At 40.4% G+C, this 21,347-nt stretch carries 12 protein-coding genes; all 12 read left to right on the plus strand.

Going from position 1 to position 21,347, the window contains the following annotated elements; genetic code table 11:
* Positions 1 to 54 precede the first annotated feature (54 nt).
* The 12 genes from MKY85_RS04350 to MKY85_RS04405 are packed head-to-tail and all read left to right on the plus strand — an operon-like array spanning position 55 to position 21,295.
* Positions 55 to 2,712 carry a condensation domain-containing protein gene (locus MKY85_RS04350; RefSeq protein WP_342571891.1) on the plus strand — a complete coding sequence of 886 codons (2,658 nt, stop codon included), beginning with the start codon at positions 55 to 57 and terminating at the stop codon, positions 2,710 to 2,712.
* Positions 2,693 to 3,832 carry a condensation domain-containing protein gene (locus MKY85_RS04355; protein WP_342571892.1) on the plus strand — a complete coding sequence of 380 codons (1,140 nt, stop codon included), beginning with the start codon at positions 2,693 to 2,695 and terminating at the stop codon, positions 3,830 to 3,832. The genes MKY85_RS04350 and MKY85_RS04355 overlap by 20 nt, the downstream gene beginning before the upstream one ends.
* Positions 3,833 to 3,846: 14 nt before the next feature.
* Positions 3,847 to 5,454, plus strand: coding sequence for a non-ribosomal peptide synthetase (locus MKY85_RS04360; protein WP_342571893.1), 1,608 nt, complete (start codon positions 3,847 to 3,849; stop codon positions 5,452 to 5,454).
* Positions 5,435 to 6,910: a condensation domain-containing protein gene (locus tag MKY85_RS04365; protein WP_342571894.1), complete on the plus strand. Its 1,476-nt coding sequence runs from the start codon at positions 5,435 to 5,437 to the stop codon at positions 6,908 to 6,910. Before MKY85_RS04360 ends, MKY85_RS04365 begins: the two co-directional genes overlap by 20 nt.
* A gap of 15 nt (positions 6,911 to 6,925) precedes the next feature.
* Positions 6,926 to 8,086 carry an ACP S-malonyltransferase gene (locus MKY85_RS04370; protein ID WP_342571895.1) on the plus strand — a complete coding sequence of 387 codons (1,161 nt, stop codon included), beginning with the start codon at positions 6,926 to 6,928 and terminating at the stop codon, positions 8,084 to 8,086.
* Between the two features lie 36 nt (positions 8,087 to 8,122).
* A complete protein-coding gene (locus tag MKY85_RS04375; protein WP_342571896.1) occupies positions 8,123 to 11,896 on the plus strand; it encodes an SDR family NAD(P)-dependent oxidoreductase in 3,774 nt (1,257 codons plus the stop codon).
* 24 nt (positions 11,897 to 11,920) lie between these two features.
* A complete protein-coding gene (locus tag MKY85_RS04380) occupies positions 11,921 to 16,414 on the plus strand; it encodes an SDR family NAD(P)-dependent oxidoreductase (protein WP_342571897.1) in 4,494 nt (1,497 codons plus the stop codon).
* On the plus strand, positions 16,411 to 17,628 hold the full coding sequence (locus MKY85_RS04385) for a beta-ketoacyl synthase N-terminal-like domain-containing protein (protein WP_342571898.1): 1,218 nt from the start codon (positions 16,411 to 16,413) through the stop codon (positions 17,626 to 17,628). The genes MKY85_RS04380 and MKY85_RS04385 overlap by 4 nt, the downstream gene beginning before the upstream one ends.
* Before the next feature lie 14 nt (positions 17,629 to 17,642).
* On the plus strand, positions 17,643 to 18,368 hold the full coding sequence (locus MKY85_RS04390) for a thioesterase domain-containing protein (RefSeq protein ID WP_342571899.1): 726 nt from the start codon (positions 17,643 to 17,645) through the stop codon (positions 18,366 to 18,368).
* A gap of 14 nt (positions 18,369 to 18,382) precedes the next feature.
* On the plus strand, positions 18,383 to 19,978 hold the full coding sequence (locus tag MKY85_RS04395; RefSeq protein WP_342571900.1) for a non-ribosomal peptide synthetase: 1,596 nt from the start codon (positions 18,383 to 18,385) through the stop codon (positions 19,976 to 19,978).
* The gene (locus MKY85_RS04400; RefSeq protein WP_339239679.1) at positions 19,956 to 20,612 is read left to right on the plus strand and encodes a hypothetical protein; all 657 of its coding nucleotides are present in this window, start codon (positions 19,956 to 19,958) and stop codon (positions 20,610 to 20,612) included. Before MKY85_RS04395 ends, MKY85_RS04400 begins: the two co-directional genes overlap by 23 nt.
* 11 nt (positions 20,613 to 20,623) lie before the next feature.
* Positions 20,624 to 21,295, plus strand: a complete 672-nt coding sequence (locus MKY85_RS04405) for a 4'-phosphopantetheinyl transferase superfamily protein (protein WP_342571901.1) — start codon at positions 20,624 to 20,626, stop codon at positions 21,293 to 21,295.
* The last annotated feature ends 52 nt before the right edge of the window (positions 21,296 to 21,347 follow it).

The following is a 21,347-nucleotide window of genomic DNA, read 5'->3' on the forward strand; positions in this document are numbered from 1 at the left end:
CGAATTGAAGGGAGATGCCGGGGATACACGATGGAGATCGGAGGACGGATTATCTTGACCATTCAGGTTGCGCAAACCATCGAATTATCCAATCTATCATCTCTACACGAAAAAATTCTGTATGCCGAGAAACATCGTAAGAACTACGATATATTCTTCACCGTGAAATATGATTCTAAGTGGGCGGTTTGTAATATAGCTGATGCTATTGAACGAGTAATGGAAGGCCATAAAGCTTTAGGATTAACCATTGTACAGAAGGAGTCCCAATATGCTTTTTGTTCAAGGCTAAACACGCCTAATTCATTTAGAAGTCATATTTCTCTTCAGGATGTCAAACTGGATGTTTTTGAGGGAGAAGGGTTGGCAAAATACTATATAGATGAAGCGGAGTGCAGAATTGAATTTCTTATCCATCATCTGGTGTTTGATGGCGATTCGATGAACGAGTTCATGACCGCATTGGAATATTCAGTGCTTCATGGTGAGTTCTCTGTTCCTGCTGGTCTGTACGATATGCCAGAGAGGTCCCTAACAATTCGAAAAAAAGATTCATCGATGCTCCATGACTATTTCGAATCCTTTAAGTCCATATCCCATTTCTCTGCTCATGAGCCATTGGAAGATCCCGTTTATGGAAAAGTCAAATTGTCATCACAAGTGTGGGAAGCCATAGGATCATTGGCACAAAAGCTCCGGATTACCAAATTTGGTGTCATATTATATGCAATAGCTCTTGCAACGGAGCGTAGACAATCCCGTTTCGGGATAGTTATATCACGGCGGAATCATCAGACAGAACAAAATCAGATTGGTAATTATACAGATGTTGTTCCGTATTCATTCCAACTGTCAGAACAGCTGAGTTACAAGGATAACGCTAAAGCTCTGTTCAAGAATTTTTTTGTGGCTATTGAATCTTCAAGTGCATTAACTTATGAGGAATATATGAATCTTATTGGCGTGAAGGGTTTTGACTTGGTCGTCTCTTATACACGAATGTCAGATCCAATTGCCCATTCTGAAGTGTTCTCAACCTTTGTTTTGGGAGATTATTTGTACAAATATGATAACCATACCCAATTCAATGAATATGAAGACGGTCTGTATATGGAGTTTCGTTACGATAACACGTTAGTAAAGGGCGTATGTGATTGTTTGGGAGAGATGGTACTTGAATTGAATAGTATTAATCTCGATGAGCAGTTAAGTATGAGTGGGCAGGAAGTAAGTATCAAAAAAGGTGAAGTTGAGCCAAAAAACAGCGCCACTATTAGTGCTGGTAAAACTCAGCGGAGTTCTACACTCCAACTTTTATTTGAGCGATATAACGAAGAAGATCATCTACTGGATACGGATATCACCTCTTTCGAGATTGCTCAGATCATTACAGATGCCTACGAGTACTATGACGTTCAATTGTCTTACCATGATATTTATACTTCTTCTACAATTAAAGAATTGAAACAAAAACTCAGTAAAAAGTCCATTTCAGAACGGGAGGATGGACCAGAATCGACTAACCCTAATCATTATCATCTTCCTGGCTTTTTGAAAACAATCTTTATTGATAGTTTTCGTTTCATAAATACGGATATGTACAATGTAAGTTATGCTTTACGTCTAACGTCTCAGGCAGCCAACCATATGGAAAGGGTTAAGGAAGCTATTGAACAGGTTATTCAAGGAAATGATATTTTTTTCACTTCATTTGAAATGCAGGATGGCCAGTTTATAGCTTCAGTAATGCCTCAGCAGCAGGTACATATTGAATGGGTGGATGTAGGAGATTTAAGCGATCTACAGCGAGATCAAGAAACACTTCGTATACATCCTCACTCACAATTATGGGACTTCAAACTTGTTCATTTGAATTCTACAGGAGATATGTATCTGTACTTCAATATTCATCATATACTTATTGATCATATGGGTATTCAAATCCTAAAAGATCAGATAACAGAGTGTTATAACAATCATAAACCTGTATATTCGCAATATGCTTCATTGGCAGAGGAGTACAGTCATGCTACCTCTATAGCCCTCAAGCAATGGGAAAGTCTTCTTCCGTACAAACAATTCCACAATCCGGGTAAATCTTCTCTTGGTAGTGGATACTTTCATCCATATCACTGGAACCTGGATATAGGCATACCGAATTTCGAAGAGACAGAATTAAGGATACTAAACGTAGTCCATTATTCATTATCCAGGTATTTTGATTACGAAGAGGGATATATTGGTGCTGTCTATCATGGGCGTGTTATAGCACGAACCAGTCAGGTCATTGGTTCATTTGCCAGAGTCTTACCTTTGTTCTTCTCTACTACGAATTCGGATATTCTGAAGAACAGCCTTTATATTGCAAGAATGAACCAAACGGTATCTTTAATGGATTTGAATGAACATGGATTTAATCTCTCCTATCCTCGTGTTGTTTTTCAAACACTGCAAGAAGGGGAAGAGCCTGAGGATTCATCTATATTTGATGAAACGATTGAATTTGATGGATTATCCAAGTTTCAAATTTTCGTTCAGCTGCGTAGAGGTTTTTCAAATTCCCAACTGAGTGTGTATATCGATAGTAACGTATATGACTCAGAAGAAGAAAGACGGATAATGGTTACTTTTGAGCGAGCTTTGAGGGAGTTTCAGATAATTCCTATGGATATTGAAGGAGGGGTAACATCAGATGGACCTTCTTCAATCTAGCGAACTGACATATATACAACGAAAAATGTTTATCTGCAATCAATTGCCTGTGTATCGTTTGCCATTCATCTATGAAATTCCAGAACCTGTTAGTCTTAAGGAGGTCTGCACTGCTCTTTTAATAACAATACAGGAGTGTCAAACCTTACAGACCCGGTATACCTATGATGCGGAGCACCGAATGTTTAATCAAGTTTATCACCGCCTGGACCCACATCAATTTGAAATTCCGCAGATCTATTTAGATGAACATCCCGAAATTTATTTAAAGCAAAGGAAAGAAATGATCGATCTTACCAAAGAATATCCCTGGAGAACTCAATTCGCAGAGTATAAACAAAAGATGTATTTACTAATTGAATTTCACCATATCTGTATTGACGGATGGGGTATTCGAAACTTTGAATCTATGTTTATGGATCACCTTGCAGGACGATCTCGGAATTCACCAGATAGCGACTTCGGTTTTTACCAACGAATTAATGAGTTACAAACCAACAAGTCTTCTTTTACTAAGGAAGAATTCTTAAGGCTATCTGGACAAAATATGCATGTAACAACTAAAAAAGGTCATTTGGAACGTCTAATAAAACAATTGAAACCTGAACAATTTCAACATATTGATCAAATTTCAACCTTGTTGAAAGTAACCAGAAATTCAGTTTTTCAAGGATTATGGGAATCGGTATTAGAACAGACTTGCACAGGCAGCGTGTATGGAACTATAGGTAATTGGCGTATGAGTATGGGAGCATTTCATGAGATTGGTTGTTTTGTACAGATGCAGTCCCGAAGAATTGTTAGGGGACGCGACATTTTAGCAACGATCAAACAGATCTCTTTGGATAATCTCAGTGCGTTTGCAGAGCGGAGCATGGAACCACCAACACGATGTAACATGGATCATCCAGTTGTCTATTCCTATGAAGAAGATATGTTCAGATACTTTCAATATATTCCTGCGGATAACTTAAACAAATTTGAACTATATATTCGTGTTTTTCTAGTGAATGGTAACGCACAGATCGAAATTGAATATAATCCAAGCCAATACAGTGAAGAGCAAATTCGATTTATGTTAGATCTAATGGATACAACGCTGAAAAACTGTCTTGTCTGAAAGGGGGATTTCTGTTGAATGTATTAGAAGAATTAGATTGGAGTTTCAATACGCATAAGGAGAAAATTGCGATTAAGGATTCCTCAAAGACGCTGACGTATGGTCAATTGGATATACTGACAGCCAGGGTAGCCGAAAATTTAATGTGGCAAAAAATAGCCAATGAAGATGTGGTAACTATTGAGGCGGAGGATAAGTTGGAGGCGATCATTCTCATGCTGGGAGTTGTCCGAGCGGGGGCTGCATATTGCGTCATTCCACAAGACTATCCGAACCATCGCAAAAATAAAATGCGTACTAAAGTGAATGGCAAAGTCGTACTTCGTAGTCTTAATGAAATAGAGAAGCAAGAGTGTGCTCGTCAAAATGTGGTACAAGACGTATTGGGGGTACAGCAAGCTTCTCGCCAAGCCAACAGTCTTTTATACATTATCTTCACTTCTGGATCAACTGGCGAGCCTAAGGCTGTAGCTATTGAAGATCGATCTATTGAAAAAATTGTGAGACAAAATGAATTCTACGAAGGCAATGTAATTGGTCAATTTGCTCCTCTTGAATTCGATGCATCCGTCTACGAAATTTTTGGCGGATTGCTGAATGGGATGACACTTAGAATGGTAAGTAAGGATGATAGTCTAGACTTTGATATCCTCCCAGAGATTTTGGAAGAGATCGATACGGTATTTCTGACAACACGATTGTTTAATCTATATGTTGAAGAATGTGTGGAGGACTTGAGCAAGTTGCAACTCATCTTAACGGGGGGTGAACGTGCTTCCATCAAACATCTGCATGAAGCGGCGCAATATTGCAATGTGTACAATGTGTATGGCCCAACGGAGACCACAGTCTTTGCCACCCGATATAGGGTAATTGGGGATGAAACAGAGATTCCGATCGGGAAGATGTTTGACCAGGGAAATTCTCTCATTCTGGATGAAAGTGGCATACCGGTTAACCGTGGAGAACAAGGACAGTTATTGTTATCTGACTCAGGTTTGATGAGAGGCTACATCGACAATGACCAAGCGAATGAAAAAGCGTTTGCGTACTGGGAGGGGCAACGCTATTATCGGACAGGCGATGTTGTTTATGAGAGTGCTGGAGGGGAATTGAACTATGTCGAGCGAGCAGATCGGCAGGTTAAAGTCTCTGGATATCGGATTGAACTTGGCGAGATTGAACGTTGTGCATACAACTATGGCCTAAATAAAGAGTGTCTGGCTCATTATGATGGTACACGGCTGTACCTGTTTGTAACGGATATGATCGAACTCGAACCATTCCGTCAGCATCTTCGCAATATACTGCCAGATTATATGATACCAACAGTTAAGGTGGTGGGCAAAATCCCGATGAATAACAATGGTAAAACAGACATGCAAGCAATGAACCGACATAAAGATCAGGAGTCCAATAGTGTGAACAAGGTTGCAGAAGTAATGACAAGTGTACTCCAAAGTGAGCTAATCATGAGTAAGACTTTTTTGGAGCTGGGTGGTGACTCTATTAAAGCAATGGAAGTCATCTGGAAATTAGGAGGAGAGGGTTATCCGATAGATCTGGATATGCTATTTACACGCACCTTAGGAGAGATTGTGAATGATGTCAAAGCCGGCTAGTGATAGTGAAAAAAGAATCATTAATAGCAGTTTACTGAATCCTACGGCTTACAATATTCCCATGATTGTGAAGTTTGGGGAAGGGCTCAATGTTGCCAAAATGTATAATCTGCTTACATTATACTTTGAACAATTTGATATTTTCCGGACTTCCTATCGAATTGCTTCTGACATTGAGAGATGGATCACGGCAGAAGTACCTACAATTGAAATTTGCTCACAGTCTAAGTTTGAACCTCAAGCAATGCTCGATGCTCACTTGATATCGGTGGAAGATAAAGAGTTAGTCAAAATTGTATTATGTAAGGTGGCTGATGAAACCAATGATTACCTTTTTGTTAATGTACATCATGCGTTACTTGATGGCTTAAGTATTAATCTTTTTTTGCAAGATGTAATTGCAGCATATCTCTCGGATGAGCCATTGGCCTTCCAATGCAGTTCGGTGGAAGAACATACGGATTCTAATATTAACTCACAGCGTAATACAGTTGATTTTGGAGAATATGAAGGATTTAAATCTCGGTTGCTCAACAAACAGAGTGAGCATGTGAACTATCGAAGTGAAACTGTGAAACTGGGGAGTATGGTCAAACACAAATACACGGATTTCTCTTTATGTCTGACTGCTTTTGCAATCAGTGTAGCCGGCTGGCTGAACCATAACTCCGTGTATCTGGCTTATCCGTATCTGGGTAGAAATCAGACCAATTTTAGAGCACTTGGAAACTTTGTTCAGTTAGTTCCTTTTCATAAGAGGTTTGATACACAGAATTATTCAAGCGTGGAGCAACTCACTGCAGAAGTTCAACAACAGATATTCAAGGATCTGACAACGAGCAGCCATTATGATGCTGTGAGATATCGGGAGTCCATGAAATGTATGAACATTTTTCGGGATATCATTTTTGACTACAAATCAGGAAGTCTGATCGAGACTACGCTTAGTCATGAGCATGCAATAACACTCCATGAAATCGAGACATATCGCGATGAAAAATATGGTCTTCACTTCTCGATATATAAACAACTGAATGAACTTCATATAACAATGATATACAGCGAATATAGTTCGGAAGACATGGAACAACTGTTATCTATTTTTAGTCGTAATGTCCATGCATTATACGCTGATACGGAAATAGGGCTGGATCAAATGTTACGTTTGAAAGATGAAACTAAGACAGATGGAGATAACGCTTCTCCAAACGTTATCTTAAGAGAAGATAACTATGAAGTTATATACAAAGAGGTATCCGGGATGGTATGCACATTGCTGAATGAGCAGACTGTACATGCAGAAGAAAGCTTTTTTGATCTCGGTATGGATTCGACACTCTTGGTAAAGTTCAAAAAAAGAATACGAGAACAATTCAAAGTGAATCTAAAAATAAGTGATTTCTTTAATCACTATACTTCCGAAATGCTGACACATAAAATTCTTGAACGATTATAAGGAGGATAACTCGATATGAAAATTGCATTAATGTTGGCAGGACAAGGAACTAAAATTAGCGAGGAAGTAAAGGAAGCATGGCTGAAAAATAAACAAACACTAAAATGGATTGAGCAAGCAGAGACACAGTTGCAGGAGCCGATCAGAGAGTGGTTCTGTTCTGATCTAAGCCAAGACACACGAAAAGCACAATTGGCAACCTATGTAGGGTCCATGTGCATGTATCAATTGTACCGGGAACATGTGGGTTTATATCCTAGCATCGTTCTTGGACACAGCCTGGGTGAGATTACAGCACTAACCATTGCAGGTGCTCTAAGCTATAGTGAGGGATTAAAACTGGTAGATGTGCGAGGAACTGCCATGAAAAAAGCAATTGATACACAAGAAAGTACGGGTATGACAGCTGTGTTTGCTTCACCGGAGAAGGTTGAATCGTGGTTGAGCGATAGACAAGATATCTATATAGCCAATTATAATTCTTCTAAGCAAACGGTCATTGCAGGTAAGAAGGCTGATCTGCAGGACTTCGTCAAACAAAACAAGGTAGAGTCTGTTCCTTTAGGAGTCAGTGGCGCTTTTCATACTCATTACATGCAGGCAGCGGCAGACGAAGTTTACAATCAGTTGAACAGTTTCTCGTTTAACCCATATTGGAGTACTGAAGTCATTAGCAACGAATTCGCAAGACCGTATCAGCCTTCTAATGTTCAGAAGGGGATATCCAGTCAGATGGTAAATCCCGTCTGTTGGACACAGTCTGTAGATTATGCAGTGAAGCAGGGCATTCAAGTATTCATTGATTTATCCCCGAACGGAATGTTTGTCAAAATGCTTGGAAATCAGGTCCAAGTGCACGCCCTCCACAACGAGGAGCAACTCTCAAAGCTTAGTAATGAACTGAAAGACGACATCGAAGTCAATAAACACTACAGTGTCTTTTCGCGAGCACTAGGGATTATTGTCTCGACCAAAAATAATAATGAAGATTCGGAAGCATATGAAAATATTGTGATTAGTGGATATAACCAGATCAAATCACAGATTGGAAAAGAGGCAACGGCTGAGGATGTAGAAAAAACGTTATCCTTGTTGGAGCTCATTCTTCGGACCAAAAAAGTTCCAGAGGAACAAATCATGCATTATCGCAACAAATTAGCCTGGAAAGCGGGATAAATCCCTGGAAGCTGATCAAGGAGAGGAGGAAAAGGATTGAGTATAGGAGATATTGCCATTATCGGTATGGACCTTACGCTTCCAGGGTGTGGGAATATGAATGATGCATGGAATAAAATACGTGACAAGCGAATTTCTGTGGGGAAATTTCCGACTAACAGGCATGCACAGATTGGTGAACTGGTTGAGGACATATTCATGCCAGGTTCATATCTTGAACATATCGATCAATTTGATCATAAATATTTCAACATCGCACAAAAAAGTGCTGATTTTATGGATCCTAACCAGAGATTGACCCTGTTATCAGCCACCCGGGCACTGAATGATGCGGGTTGTCTTGAGCAGATCCGCGGTACACAAACCAGTGTATATGCAAGTGTGAACTCCACACAGCAATATCAATATCAATTATTGTTGCAGCAGCGTAAGTTGAAACCGGATCTGCTTGGGATGCTAAACTCGACCATATCAAGTCGCATCCAATATATCTATGACTTGCGTGGTGCTTCCATAATGACGGATACGGCCTGTTCATCATCACTGGTATCTATTATTCAAGCGTCAAATGATCTTAGACAAGGGATTATTGATCAGGCTATAGTCGTTAGTTCTAATCTTTATGTTAAGCCGGGGTACAAGTCCGATAAATTGGTAGACATTTTGGCAACAGATGCTAGGACGCGTACCTTTGATGATCGAAGCACAGGTACATCCATTGGAGAGGGCGTAGGTTCTGTAATTCTCAAACGGAAGGAGGATGCAGAACGGGATGGTAACTTTATCTATGGTCTGATCCGCAGCTACGCCATGAATAACGATGGTCAAACGATGAATATGTCTTCGCCTAACCCGGATGCGCAAGAACGACTGATAGAACAGGCATGGGCTCCCCTTCAGGATGAGATGCAGCAGCTGGCATTTATTGAAGCACACGGTACGGGGACGGCTATCGGAGACACGATCGAATTTGAGAGCCTGAGTAATTACTTTTCAGAACGTGTTAAAACAAAACAGAAAATTGCTCTGACAGCATGTAAGTCCAATTTCGGACATCTGGATGTAACATCAGGATTGTTCTCATTGATTAAGTCGGCCTTATCTTTACGTAACCGCGTTGTGTTACCTCATCCGGATTTTCAGATTCCCAATGAGGAGATTGATTTTGAAACATCAGCTTTCTATATTCCGGATCAGTCTGTTCCGCTGGAAGAACATGCGCTTGCAGGTATTAGTTCCTTCGGCATGACGGGTACAAATGCTCACGTTATTCTTCAACAATATAGCTGTTCGGTGCCATCCAAAGTTAAGGAATTGCCATTGAATTTAAAGAGTTACTGGTTCCCATTGGATGAAAATTCATTCACAGTACAAGATGATCTTCAGCGCTTGGAAACGGATGAGTGGCTTATCGTGCAGTTTCCTTTACACAGTAAAAGACAATGGGAGATTCGTGAACATCAGTTCAATGGAAAACATCTGCTTGTGGGTACAAGTATTTTTGAAATGATAGCCCAGGGGTTAGGTTGTACACCGTACACTCTTGAGCACTATGACATTAATGGTCTTCACATTATGAATCAGATGGCGGTTCAAGATGGCCCTCTGACGATTCTACTCAAACTGGATAAGAAAACCTTAAAGGTGGTTGTAACATATACGACTGCTGGTGTGTTGAAGACTTGGCTACAGTTTGAGTTACATGATAAATCTTCATTGCACAAACCGGTAAGAAGAACGGCTACAGAGCTGGATCAGAGAATAGAAGCAGGAGAACTTATGGAAGTCGCTGTAACAAGCCAAGTTGGGGGCGAAGGAGTAGAAGATATTGCTGTATCCCGAAGATGGGATGTAGTAGATCGTTTATGGACTAATCAAGAACATACAAGAGCTGTAGTTAAGCTGAGACCTCCTTCAGAGTACAAAGTGGAATTCTCAATGTATAGCTTTTATCCCTCCATTCTCGATCCTGCCTTCAATGCTCTAAACCGAATGGCTGAACCGGAACAGATTGTGTTTCCATGGTATTGGAGCGATATCCGTTTTGAGCAGTTTGAACTTGTAGGAGAAGAATTCTATTCGGAAATAGAATTAGTAGATCGCACCATGGATGAACGAGGAAACATCATCCTATCACTTAATGTTAATTTGTTCGATGGACAGTGGAATCTTATTCTATCTGCTGATCATTATAAAGTGAAAAATGCTCTTAACAAGGAAGAATCGAGTTCATATTTTAAGCAAGAAGAGATTATACCTGCAACGTTTACACAACATTCGTACAGTCCATCCGAAGCGATCCATTTTGTACATGAATCCTTGCGTTCCCAACTTCAACTTGATAGTCCAATAGTCTATTTTACGGAACTAACAGAAATCAACGAGAAGGCGATAGGGCTTCAAGAGAAAGATATGTTAAAGCACGTATACCTGTGGGACCGGAATTATACAGAGATAGATCGTGTTGCGGATGAGACGTATACCCTTGGAAAAGTGCTAATCAGTTTAAATAAAATCCTGCATATGAAAAAGTTCTATTACGTGAATTCAGGAGTTTTAGGATACACAGATAAGAAGAGTGAGTATCCCAAAATGAATGCGTTAAATCGTTCCATAGCCATGGGTGCCTATGCCTTAAGACTGGAAGTGAATAGTGAAGTTATTGTTGTGGATACAGATCATACATATTCAACGGATGTGGAGCGAGTTGACTATGGGTCGGAGCAACATATTATTCACCGGGAAGGTAAGTTCTATATCCTGCGTTTGAAGAGTTTGAAAGTGGATGAATCATCCCGGGACAAATTCTCCGAAGGTAAGACTGTACTGATCGTTGGGGCCAGTTCTGGAATTGGTGAGGCATACACAAGAGATTTGGCTGATCGATATGCTGACATCCATATCATAGCTGCGGGAAGAAGGTCCGTGTGGGATGGTCTGCCATCAAGAGATAATGTGAGTTATCTCAAGTTGGATATATCTAATGAGGATGAAGTTTCTTCTTTTGCTGCTCAGTATCATGGCAAACTTGATTATATTTTGAACTTTGCAGGTGAGCCGGCTCAGGGATTGTTTGTTAACAAGTCCAGGAATGAGTTTTGTGCGAAAACAAAAAGTAAAATAGAAGGTTCACATCTGTTGGGAATGTATTTCTCAGAAGTGCAAGAGATCATTCATTTTTCCTCACTAGCGGGTGTAATTGGGGCGATGGGACAAGCGGAGTATTCCATGGCTAATGCATATCAATCGGGCTTGCCCTTAACGAATACGAATGTAAGAGTTCTCAATCTAACGGGTTGGCAGGATGTAGGTATGTCAGCAGGAATGGAAGATTATTATTTCGAGAAATTAACCAGTGCAGAGGGCATTCCATTATTAAATCGGTTCATTCAATCGAATGCCAAGTCGGCTGCTCTCTTTAAGCTAAAACGTACAGCAGATGAATATTCTTCTCTCTTCAGTCCTGTTACAAAAATGCACAGGAAGAAACAAACTGAGAAGGTATACACGGGTTCTGATCGTGTTAAAGATCATATCGTTGCTGCATGGGGGAGAACTCTTGGTGAAGATGATTACGACCATAATGTTAGTTTCTTTGAACAAGGAGGGGACTCTATTACAATCGTACATTTATGTGATGAATTGAATCTAGCGTTTCCTGGACAATTCGATGTAACAACATTGTTCTCTATTGCAACGATACAGGGTCAGGTTGATCTTATCAATCAGCTGGACAACCAGGAGGCAGTGACAGAACAAAGTGATGGTCATTATGATGCAGCAGAGATGCTGGCATTTCTCAATAAATAATAATCATGAAAGAGGCGATTGAACATGAAGGCGAGTGAGTATATCTTCGGTCAGATTCAAAAGGGCCAACTTGATTCAGCAGTAGGCAAAGACTTATTAGAAGAGATTATTCCAGATGATATTGCGATAGTAGGCATGTCATGCGAATACAGTGATATCAAAGATACATTTGAGTTTTACCAAACGGTTAAAAATGGAAAGCAGGGGTTTAAGGAATTTCCTAAAGGTCGAATTGCTTATATTCCCGAAGATCACACTTATCTGCACAACGGAGCCAAACATTTAAAGATCACACCAGAGGAATTCCTGGAGAGATTGTGTAAAGAAAAGGGATCTTATCTCGATGATATTGATTCCTTTGATTATGAATTTTTCGGTATCAGTCAGGACGAAGCCAGATATATTGATCCCACGCATCGTTTGGTTATGAAGCACTCCTATCTTGCTTTGGAGGATGCAGGTATTCGCCTATCCGATGTTAAGGATAGCAAAACAGCTATCTATGTAGGCAAAGACAAATCCATTACAGCAAGTTATCGTTCCGAGATTGAAGAGGACTCCAATCATATAAACTCAGGAAACTGGGAAGGCATACTGGCAAGTCGTCTCAATTATATATATAACTTGTCCGGAGGTTCGTTTGTCGTTGATACAGCTTGTTCTTCCTCGTTGGTCGCTGCACATATAGCATTGAAAACACTTCGGGATAAAGAGATTGATACAGCAATTGTTGGCGGTATTGCTCTTGGACTATTCCCACGTCAAGGTAGCGTACTCGATCAATACAGTAATGTGGAGACACCGCGTTCCTTCCTGAAAGTATTTGATGCCGAATCTCAAGGAACGATCTTTGGCGAAGGTGTCGGTATTGTCATTCTGAAAAGGTTGAAAGATGCGATAGCAGACAATGATAACATTTATTCTATTATCCGTGGCAGCATGATTAATAGTGATGGCAAATCTAACGGTTTGACCGCCCCTAATCCACATGCTCAAAAGGATCTTCTACTGGATGCCTATACAAGCAGCCATATCTCACCTGAAACGGTGGATTACATTGATGCACACGGAACGGGCACGAAACTTGGCGATCCGATTGAAGTTCGAGGGCTAACGGATGCATATAAAAAATATGTGAACAAACGCGGCTTTTGTGCATTAACAAGTTTGAAAGAAAATATTGGTCATACCGTAGGAGCAGCAGGGGTAGGCGGATTGATTAAGATGTCGCTGGCTCTTCGTAATCAGGAAATCTTCCCCAACCATTCTTTTGAAGCTCCGAATGAATATATCAAGTTTGTGGATAGTCCATTCTACATTCCTACTCAGGCTGAGAAGTGGATCAAAGGAAAGTACCCGCGTCGAGGAGGAATCAGTTCCTTTGGATTCAGCGGTACCAATGCTCATGTGATTCTTGAGGAATATGAGCACGCTATAAGCGAATCAGATCATAATCAACTGACCTTTCCATTTGTTTTCACGGCACAATCGACTAATCAATTAATCAAGATGTTGTACAAGTACGTGCGGCATGAAGAATACATGAGCGAATATAGATTACAAGATATTTCATATACCCTTATTCATAGAAGAAACTGGTTTAATACAGGAGTTGGTTTCCAAGCTAATTCAATGGAAGAATTCATAACAAAAGTAAGAGCGGCGATAACATTGCTGGAAGGCCAAGTGCCAACAGATGAAATCTTTACGACCAGTGATCGTGAAGTAACAACGGATATGAAAAAACTTATCCATTATCAATTGAAAACAGACTATAGACAATTTGACTTGAATGAGCTTATTCAACTCAAACTGGATGGGTACGAGACGACATTTGACGAATATCCATATGAGAAGGCCAGAACTGTAACATTACCAGGTTACGAATTCAAATCTGATATTCTATGGGCTACAGTTAAACGATATAGTCCACCTGTTCAATCAGGTCCAAGTCTTCCAGTGAAAGCGACATTAATTCAAGAGCAAGTGATCAGATCCGCCAAATCGGATGTGTACCAAGTCAACTTATCCCCAGATGATTGGTTCGTGGATGATCATCGGATTGGAGGTAAGCGTACGTTCTCGGGTACCACCTATACCGAATTGGCTGCTGAGTTAGCTTCCTTATACTTTGACGAACCTGCGTTCACGTTAGAAAAGTTGTATTTCAAAAATCTGATTCAGCTCGATGATAAAACAGATAAACGTTTCCTGATTCATGTTAACAAACTGTCTGCTAAGCAACTGGATATTGAGGTTCTCTCGTACGAGAATGATGATCTGGAGCAGTATACGACTCATGCGGTCTTTACACTTAAACCTCAGGAAGTAATGGAGAAGCATAAGCTTGATTTGTCCTCAGAGGTACAGAATCAATTGAAACCTACAACGATGGGAAGTACAGAAGAGGAAAATAACTTCTTCAAAGGACGTTGGAACTTTATCGCTCAGGACTTCCGGATGGTTCATATGGCCGATTCCAAATTGCTTCTCTCACTTGATCTGCAAGAGGAGTTCCTTGAAGATCTTGACGCCTACCATCTGCATCCTTCCATGTTGGATGGAATTCTGGGGGCTATGGTATATGAACGGGCTCAGGCTCGCCAGAAGACATATCTTCCCTTGTCTTATGGTCGGTTTACCTATACAGGAGTAAGATTCACCAAGAAGATGTATTCCGTCACCGAACTTCTTTATGACATTACCGGTGATCATGATGTAATCACTGCGCACATCCATGTGTACAATGATCAGGGGGATCTAGTTGCTTATGTAGATAAATATGTTATGAAGTCTTTTGCTAATATGTTATTTAAGCCGTATCTTCATACTATTGGGTGGGGACGTTCAACGGTTGAGTTTACAGGTGGAGAAGAAGAACATTGGGGAGACAAACAAGTGTTGCTCATATGCAATGATCTGGTTTCAACGCCTGAATCTTCTACAATAACTCATGTGAATTATGAACAATTAGATCAGATAACAACAGGGGTTAGATATGATCTGGTAGTTTATGCACCGTGGATTGGATTGGACATATCTGATCCCGGGAAAATTGAAGATGAGATGATGAAGTACTTCCTATTCTCCAAGACAGCTAACAAGTTCCTCAAGAGAGGCGGTAAATTAATTTTTGCAGCTGATCAGGGTCTTGCTTTGGGGAAAGACGAGCTTCAAGTTAACCCGCTTCAATATGCAATGCTGAGTTCAGGTCGGATTGTGGGTTTGGAGAATACGGGTTTCACCACACAAATGATTCAGATCTCCGAGTTTAATATTACCGAGTTGTTAAAGGTCGCTGCTCGCAGTGAACTGGACGGTAAAAAAGTCATTGTTAATGATGGAATCATATACGAAGAATCTCTCATCGAAAATAAAGATTTGAAGCAGAGATCTGTAGACTTGTTGAAGGATGACTGCGTTATTGTCACAGGGGGTTACGGGGGTATCGGGCTTGAATATATTGAGCAGCTACTCGATGTGAATGCCGAAGTACACATAGCGGTATTGGGACGTACGGATATCCAAGCAGCCCTCGCTTCCAAACAAGAACGCACACCATATGAAGACAGCAAACTAAATAAATTGAATAAGCTGATATCTAAAGGGGCTGACCTGGAGTTCTACCCTTGCGATATTTCACATGAGTCTGAAGTACAGACAACTATAACTAGAATTCAAGCGAAATATAATATAGCTGGAATTATTCATTTGGCGGGAGTTCCAGAGGAAGGCATGTTGTTCTCCAAAACGGAGGATGAATTCAAAAATATTATAGCACCAAAGGTTACGGGTACACTTTTGCTTCAAAAGTATGTCGACGTAGACAAGTTACAATTCTTTGTTACCAGTTCTTCAATGACTACAATTACAGGTTCTGCCGGCCAGTTCTCTTATACCGTGGCTAATGCATTTTTGGAAGGGACGGCACTATCTGATTCGTTAATAACAGCAATACAGTGGCCGGGATGGAAAGAAACGGGAATGGCCCTTAATTTCGGAGATCTGGATGCCGCGGATGAACATCTCTTAATGAAATCTGTTACTAACATGGAGGGCAGAGAATATATTAAACTTTCGCTTCATGCGGGAGACTCCGGTTTTATTGCAGGTGAATTTAACACATCCAAGGTCGAAGAATATTTAGGCGCATATATCCAGTTACCAAGCGGTTACAGTGATGGGAAATCTCGAAATAATGTGGAAGGGGAAGAGGAGGAGGCTCGTCCTTATCAGATCAAGGATTATGGTTCTTTAACTGTAACTGGGACGGATCGTCAGGATGATATTGAGAAGTTTGTTACCGTCGTATTTGCTTCGGTGCTTGATCTTAATGAGATTGATGTGCATAAGAGCTTTACCGATCTGGGTGGAGATTCTCTCAAAGCATTTGGTATTTACGGGCCTATTGCAGAGCAGTTTAACATTGATATAGAGGTTGCTGATGTATTTATCTACCCGACGATTGTGCAGTTAAGTGAATATGTGAAAGAGCTGATGGAAGAGGCTGCAGCATGAGTAAATCCAGTTCTCGTGTCGTCATAGTAGACTACCGTTGGGATATGCCGGCGAAGGATGATTCGCAAGCGAAGCAGCTTCTCCATAGCAAGGACAAGCTCTGGGAAAATAGAATAGAGCAGTTGAGCGAGCGCTTTAGTCAAGATTTCCACGGAGCTAGCTCATTCGATGGGATTTTCTATCCATCCATTGAAGAAAGATTTGCTTTAGAAGGCATAGATGAGGAAAAAACAACATATTTGCTCTCCAGTGAAAGAATCACACTATCGTTGTTTCAGTCGCTCATCAATCAGAATGTCGTGACAACGAAGCACGATGTGTTGGTATCCAACGGAAGTGCACAAACAGACTTGATATCCAAATCGGCCTATTTGGGAATGCAGGGTGTTGATTTCATGAAGGCTATAGAGTTACTTGATCCGTTGGCATATCTGAAAATGCTACGTTTATCCAGGCCGCCAGCAATTCAGATGGTAAGCGAAGCATCAACTTCAGGTATAGGGGCTTTATATAGCGGGTATAACGCCGTTAAAAAGGGGAAGTTTAACACAGCCTTGGTCGGTGGTTCTTGCGCTAGTACGATGCCATTCCCCCATGAGTTATCCAACTTTGGGTTTGGTTCTGATCGATTCACTCAACCATTCGAACAAGGTGCTTCGGGGCACTATTTTTCAGAAGGAGGCGTTGCCTTTCTAATTAAAGAAAGGCAGCAAGCCCTTGCAGATGGAGATCACATTCTTGCTGAGATTAAAGATATCACCGCAGGCACTATGGGAAGTCCTGTAATTAATCGCAATGCAGTTAAAAAACTGGTGCTTCAATCTCTGGCAGATGCCGGGGTACTTCCTACAGATGAGATATTTATGGACCTGTATGGAAGAGCTAATGAGATCGATGATACTGCTGAGTTTTCCTGTTTGAAAAATGTACAGAAGGTATTCCCTGGTTTAAAGGGAGGATATCTCAAACAGCATGCTCAATACATGATTGGATACTATGGACTAATAGGATTATGTCGTTTGCTGGAATCGAAGAAAAATAACAAAGAGCTACAGGGTAGAGTTGTTACTCAGCCAAACTCCTATATAGGCAAGATAGAACCGGATCAATGGACGAATCAAGTGAATGATTATCATTGGATTACAATGCCCATGTATTCAATGCATGGTAACGTGTATAACTTAGTCATTCATATGAATCCTGATGAAGGATAGAGGAGGAAATAGACATGCAACTGATATGTTTTCCTTATGCTGGAGCTCATGTAAATGTATTTGTTGAACTACAAAATCAAATCAAAAACAAGTATCCCCATATGCAGATCATGTCTGTGGAATATGCTGGGCATGGGAGACGGTTTTCTGAGACAGCGTATCAGTCCATTCAAGAGAATGCGGCCGATCTATACATGAGAATTACAGCAACAATGAATAAAGAAGAAGAAATCATGTTGCTTGGATACAGTATGGGTTCAATTGTTGCCTATGAAGTTGCACAAATGCTAATCAGGGAAGGCTACAACATAGTCAAACTGATTTTTATGGCCGCTACTCCGCCTCATCGAATAGATATTCGAAATGAGGATTTATCAGGAGATGAGGAACTTCTTCTACGCTGCAAACATTACGGATTGATTAAAGAAAGGCAGTTTGATTCTGCACAGATGCGTAAGCTGTTTCTGCCAGCGCTTCGCCATGACATTAATGCAGTGAATACGTACAATGTCGTCAACAACTATCAGAGCTATACATTTGATGAAAAAGTTCAAATTGCTGTTTTTCTAGGTCAGCAGGATCTGTCTGTCGCCGATGAAGATTATTGGACAGACCTTTCCGAGAATGATGTACAGTATCATTTCTACCCTTCTGGACATTTCTTCTTATATGACCACCAGAATCAAGTCAGTCTGCATGTTATTGATTTTATTACTAATTCAAATAAGACCATTATCTGAGGAGGGGTTAGAATATGAGTTTACTTGGAATGCTTCAGCAAAGCGTGGAGATGTATAAGAACAAGATTGCCATTTCCGAAACGAATCGTACGGTTACTTATGGAGAATTGAATGCATTGTCGAACCAGTACTATGACTGGCTAGAAGAAAAAGGGGTATCCGTTAATGATATTGTTGCTATTGAACTGGAGAGAAGCATAGAAGCTATTGCTGCAATGATCGCCATATTAAAACATGGTGCAGCATATACGGTTATTAATAAAGACTATCCAGAGACTCGTAAGGAGTATATGAGACAAACACTGGGCATTAAGATAACCATCGAATCTGTTTTTGAGGTAGATCATCAAAGGATGGAAGAGTGGTCAGGTGTAACGAGAACAGAGGATCAAATGTGTTATGTCATTTTCACATCGGGAACAACATCCCTTCCCAAAGCAGTGGGAATTCCTGATCGTGGAGTGGTGCGATTATTGCATGAAGATCGTTTGGGATGGGACGCAGCTAAGACCATCTCTCATATCAGTCCTCTGGAATTTGATGCTTCAATTATTGAGATCTGGGGGGGATTGCTTAGTGGCATGACCATTGCGCTACTTTCCAAAACAGAGGTTCTGAACATTTATCTGGTTGAAAAACGAATTCAACAAGAAATAGATATCATGTGGATAACGAGTTCCTTGTTTAATTTTTGGGTGGATAAAAAACCTGAAATGTTCAAGAAATTAAGTCATGTTATTGTGGGCGGGGAGCAGCTAAGCTTGTCACATGTGGAGAAGGTCCTGCCATTTACGAAAGTTATTAACGGATACGGACCTACGGAGAACACTGTTTTCACTACACTAGATGTAATGGAAGGTTCTGTGGACGAGATTGCAATAGGAACGCCAATTTTCGGAACGGAAGTATATATCGTTAATGAGCAAGGCGAGATGAGTAATGAAGGGGAACTTTACGCAGCGGGAGAGGGAGTAGCCTTAGGATACCTTGGTAACCCCGAGAAGACGAAGGAATCTTTTATTAGCTGGAATGGCCTACCTGTGTATAAGACGGGTGACCTTGTACGAGTGAATGCAAACGGCCGAATAATCTATATGGGAAGAAAAGATACCCAGGTTAAAATTAATGGTTACCGCATTGATCTTCAGGAAATCGAATCTACTGTAAAGTCGTTGGGTATCTCCAACTGTCATGCTTTTGTACAGGATAAAAAAATCTACCTTGCTGTTACAACACGCCAAGAAAATATAGCAAGCCAACTAAAACGATTGCTTCCTATTTACATGATCCCGTCCAAAATAGCTTATGTTAGCGAATTGCCTTTGACAGGGAACGGGAAGACCGATACTAAAACGTTGTATGAGCATTATTTTATTACCAAAACGAAAAGACTTATTCGAATTTTACAGCGGTATTTGAATGCGGACATCACTGAACAGACCAATTTGTTTGAGTTCGCTATCGATTCAATTACGATCTGGGAGATTGCAAGAGAGATTAATCATTCGTTCCACAGTGATCTCAGTTTCTTTGATATTATTGAGAATCCGACAGTCAATGAGATTACCAAAATGTTAGGAGAAGAATATGATGCAGCGTACAATTTATGATTTTCTGCTCCGAAAGTATGAACTGCATCATGCAGGTCAAGACCCTTCATTTAGGAAAACATTTACGGGAAGCATGAAGTGGTACTGGGGATTAAAACTGATTGTAGTGGGTATCTACATTGCTCTTTTTCTCCATTATGTAGGAAAGGATCAGTTTCTTCCGTCGGAAACGTATTGGTTCATTGGGGGAATTGTGTTCTCATTATTCGTTATTACCTTATCCTACCTGAATATTTTTACAGCCTGGTTTGCCATCATGCTTGGAAAACATCGTAAATGGATAGACAATCTATTAATTATTACAGGTATTCTGTTGTGTATAAAACTCCCCGTGTATACGTTTGGAAATGGTGATGTTAACTTTTTCAATATACAGGATTCACTGCTTCTTCCCGGTATATTGATGATTGCTATGGGGCTCTATCGTAAAGTTCATTACAGATCTTCAAAAGTAGTACCTTGGTGTGCAGCCGTGAGTCTCTTGATCTCAGCAGTTATTCTTGTTAAATTCCCAATTGATTCTATCGGCCAGAGTATTTATCTTGGATTTATAATGTTGGTAAATGCAGGTTTTATCATTGATTTGCTAGTGCTCTATATGTTGCATTTCAAATCAAGAATGCTGGCACATTGAGGTGAATGCGTATGATTACTCCAAATCTGATTGCTATTAGTGAGCAAGAGATTGAGGCTGACGACATCTTGAGTCCTTATGAGCATGAAATATACGATAACATAACCAATGAAGGCCGAAGGAAAGAGTTTCTGGTCGGGCGATATGCTATTAAAAAAAATCTGAAGGATCAATTTCCCTCATATCATGGGGAGATGAGTAATATCTCTGTTGAATATGGGAGCCTGCGTTTTCCGCTGATTCATGACAATCTGTTCGAAGTGGGATTAAGTCACTCTAAGACGTATGCTCTTTCTGTACTATACAGCAAGGATAACGTAGTCGGAGTTGATATAGAGACCATACGTTCAGATATCCCGATTGCAGAGATGCTTAGTGAGGCCGAGAAAAAACTTATAGAACATCTTTACCCAGCTTTACAATTTGCCTATATATTCTTCAGTTGTAAAGAGGCACTGGGGAAAGCGTTGAAAATGGGACTTCTAGCTGATTATTCAATCTATGAGATAAGTGAAGTTGTTTCAGAATTAATACATGGACAAGAAGTGTTTCGTATACAATTCAAACGATTTCCGTTCCTTACAGGTTATAGCTTTATGAAAGATGATAAAGAAATATGTAGTTTGGTTGTACCGCAAAAAGTTGATATAAGGGAGGTACTGAGATTACTCATTGCTTCCTGAATCAAGAAATAGAAAAACCACCACGGTTAGTAGTCGTACAGACTACGAAATC

It is taken from the genome of Paenibacillus sp. FSL R5-0749, assembly GCF_038595085.1.
Lineage (GTDB): Bacteria > Bacillota > Bacilli > Paenibacillales > Paenibacillaceae > Paenibacillus.

Coding starts and splice junctions, on each gene's coding strand:
- MKY85_RS04380 (WP_342571897.1), top strand. CDS start 11,921: ATGAAGGCGAGTGAGTATATCTTCGGTCAGATTCAAAAGGGCCAACTT.
- MKY85_RS04400 (WP_339239679.1), top strand. CDS start 19,956: ATGATGCAGCGTACAATTTATGATTTTCTGCTCCGAAAGTATGAACTG.
- MKY85_RS04405 (WP_342571901.1), top strand. CDS start 20,624: ATGATTACTCCAAATCTGATTGCTATTAGTGAGCAAGAGATTGAGGCT.
- MKY85_RS04365 (WP_342571894.1), top strand. CDS start 5,435: ATGATGTCAAAGCCGGCTAGTGATAGTGAAAAAAGAATCATTAATAGC.
- MKY85_RS04390 (WP_342571899.1), top strand. CDS start 17,643: ATGCAACTGATATGTTTTCCTTATGCTGGAGCTCATGTAAATGTATTT.
- MKY85_RS04385 (WP_342571898.1), top strand. CDS start 16,411: ATGAGTAAATCCAGTTCTCGTGTCGTCATAGTAGACTACCGTTGGGAT.
- MKY85_RS04370 (WP_342571895.1), top strand. CDS start 6,926: ATGAAAATTGCATTAATGTTGGCAGGACAAGGAACTAAAATTAGCGAG.
- MKY85_RS04395 (WP_342571900.1), top strand. CDS start 18,383: ATGAGTTTACTTGGAATGCTTCAGCAAAGCGTGGAGATGTATAAGAAC.
- MKY85_RS04355 (WP_342571892.1), top strand. CDS start 2,693: ATGGACCTTCTTCAATCTAGCGAACTGACATATATACAACGAAAAATG.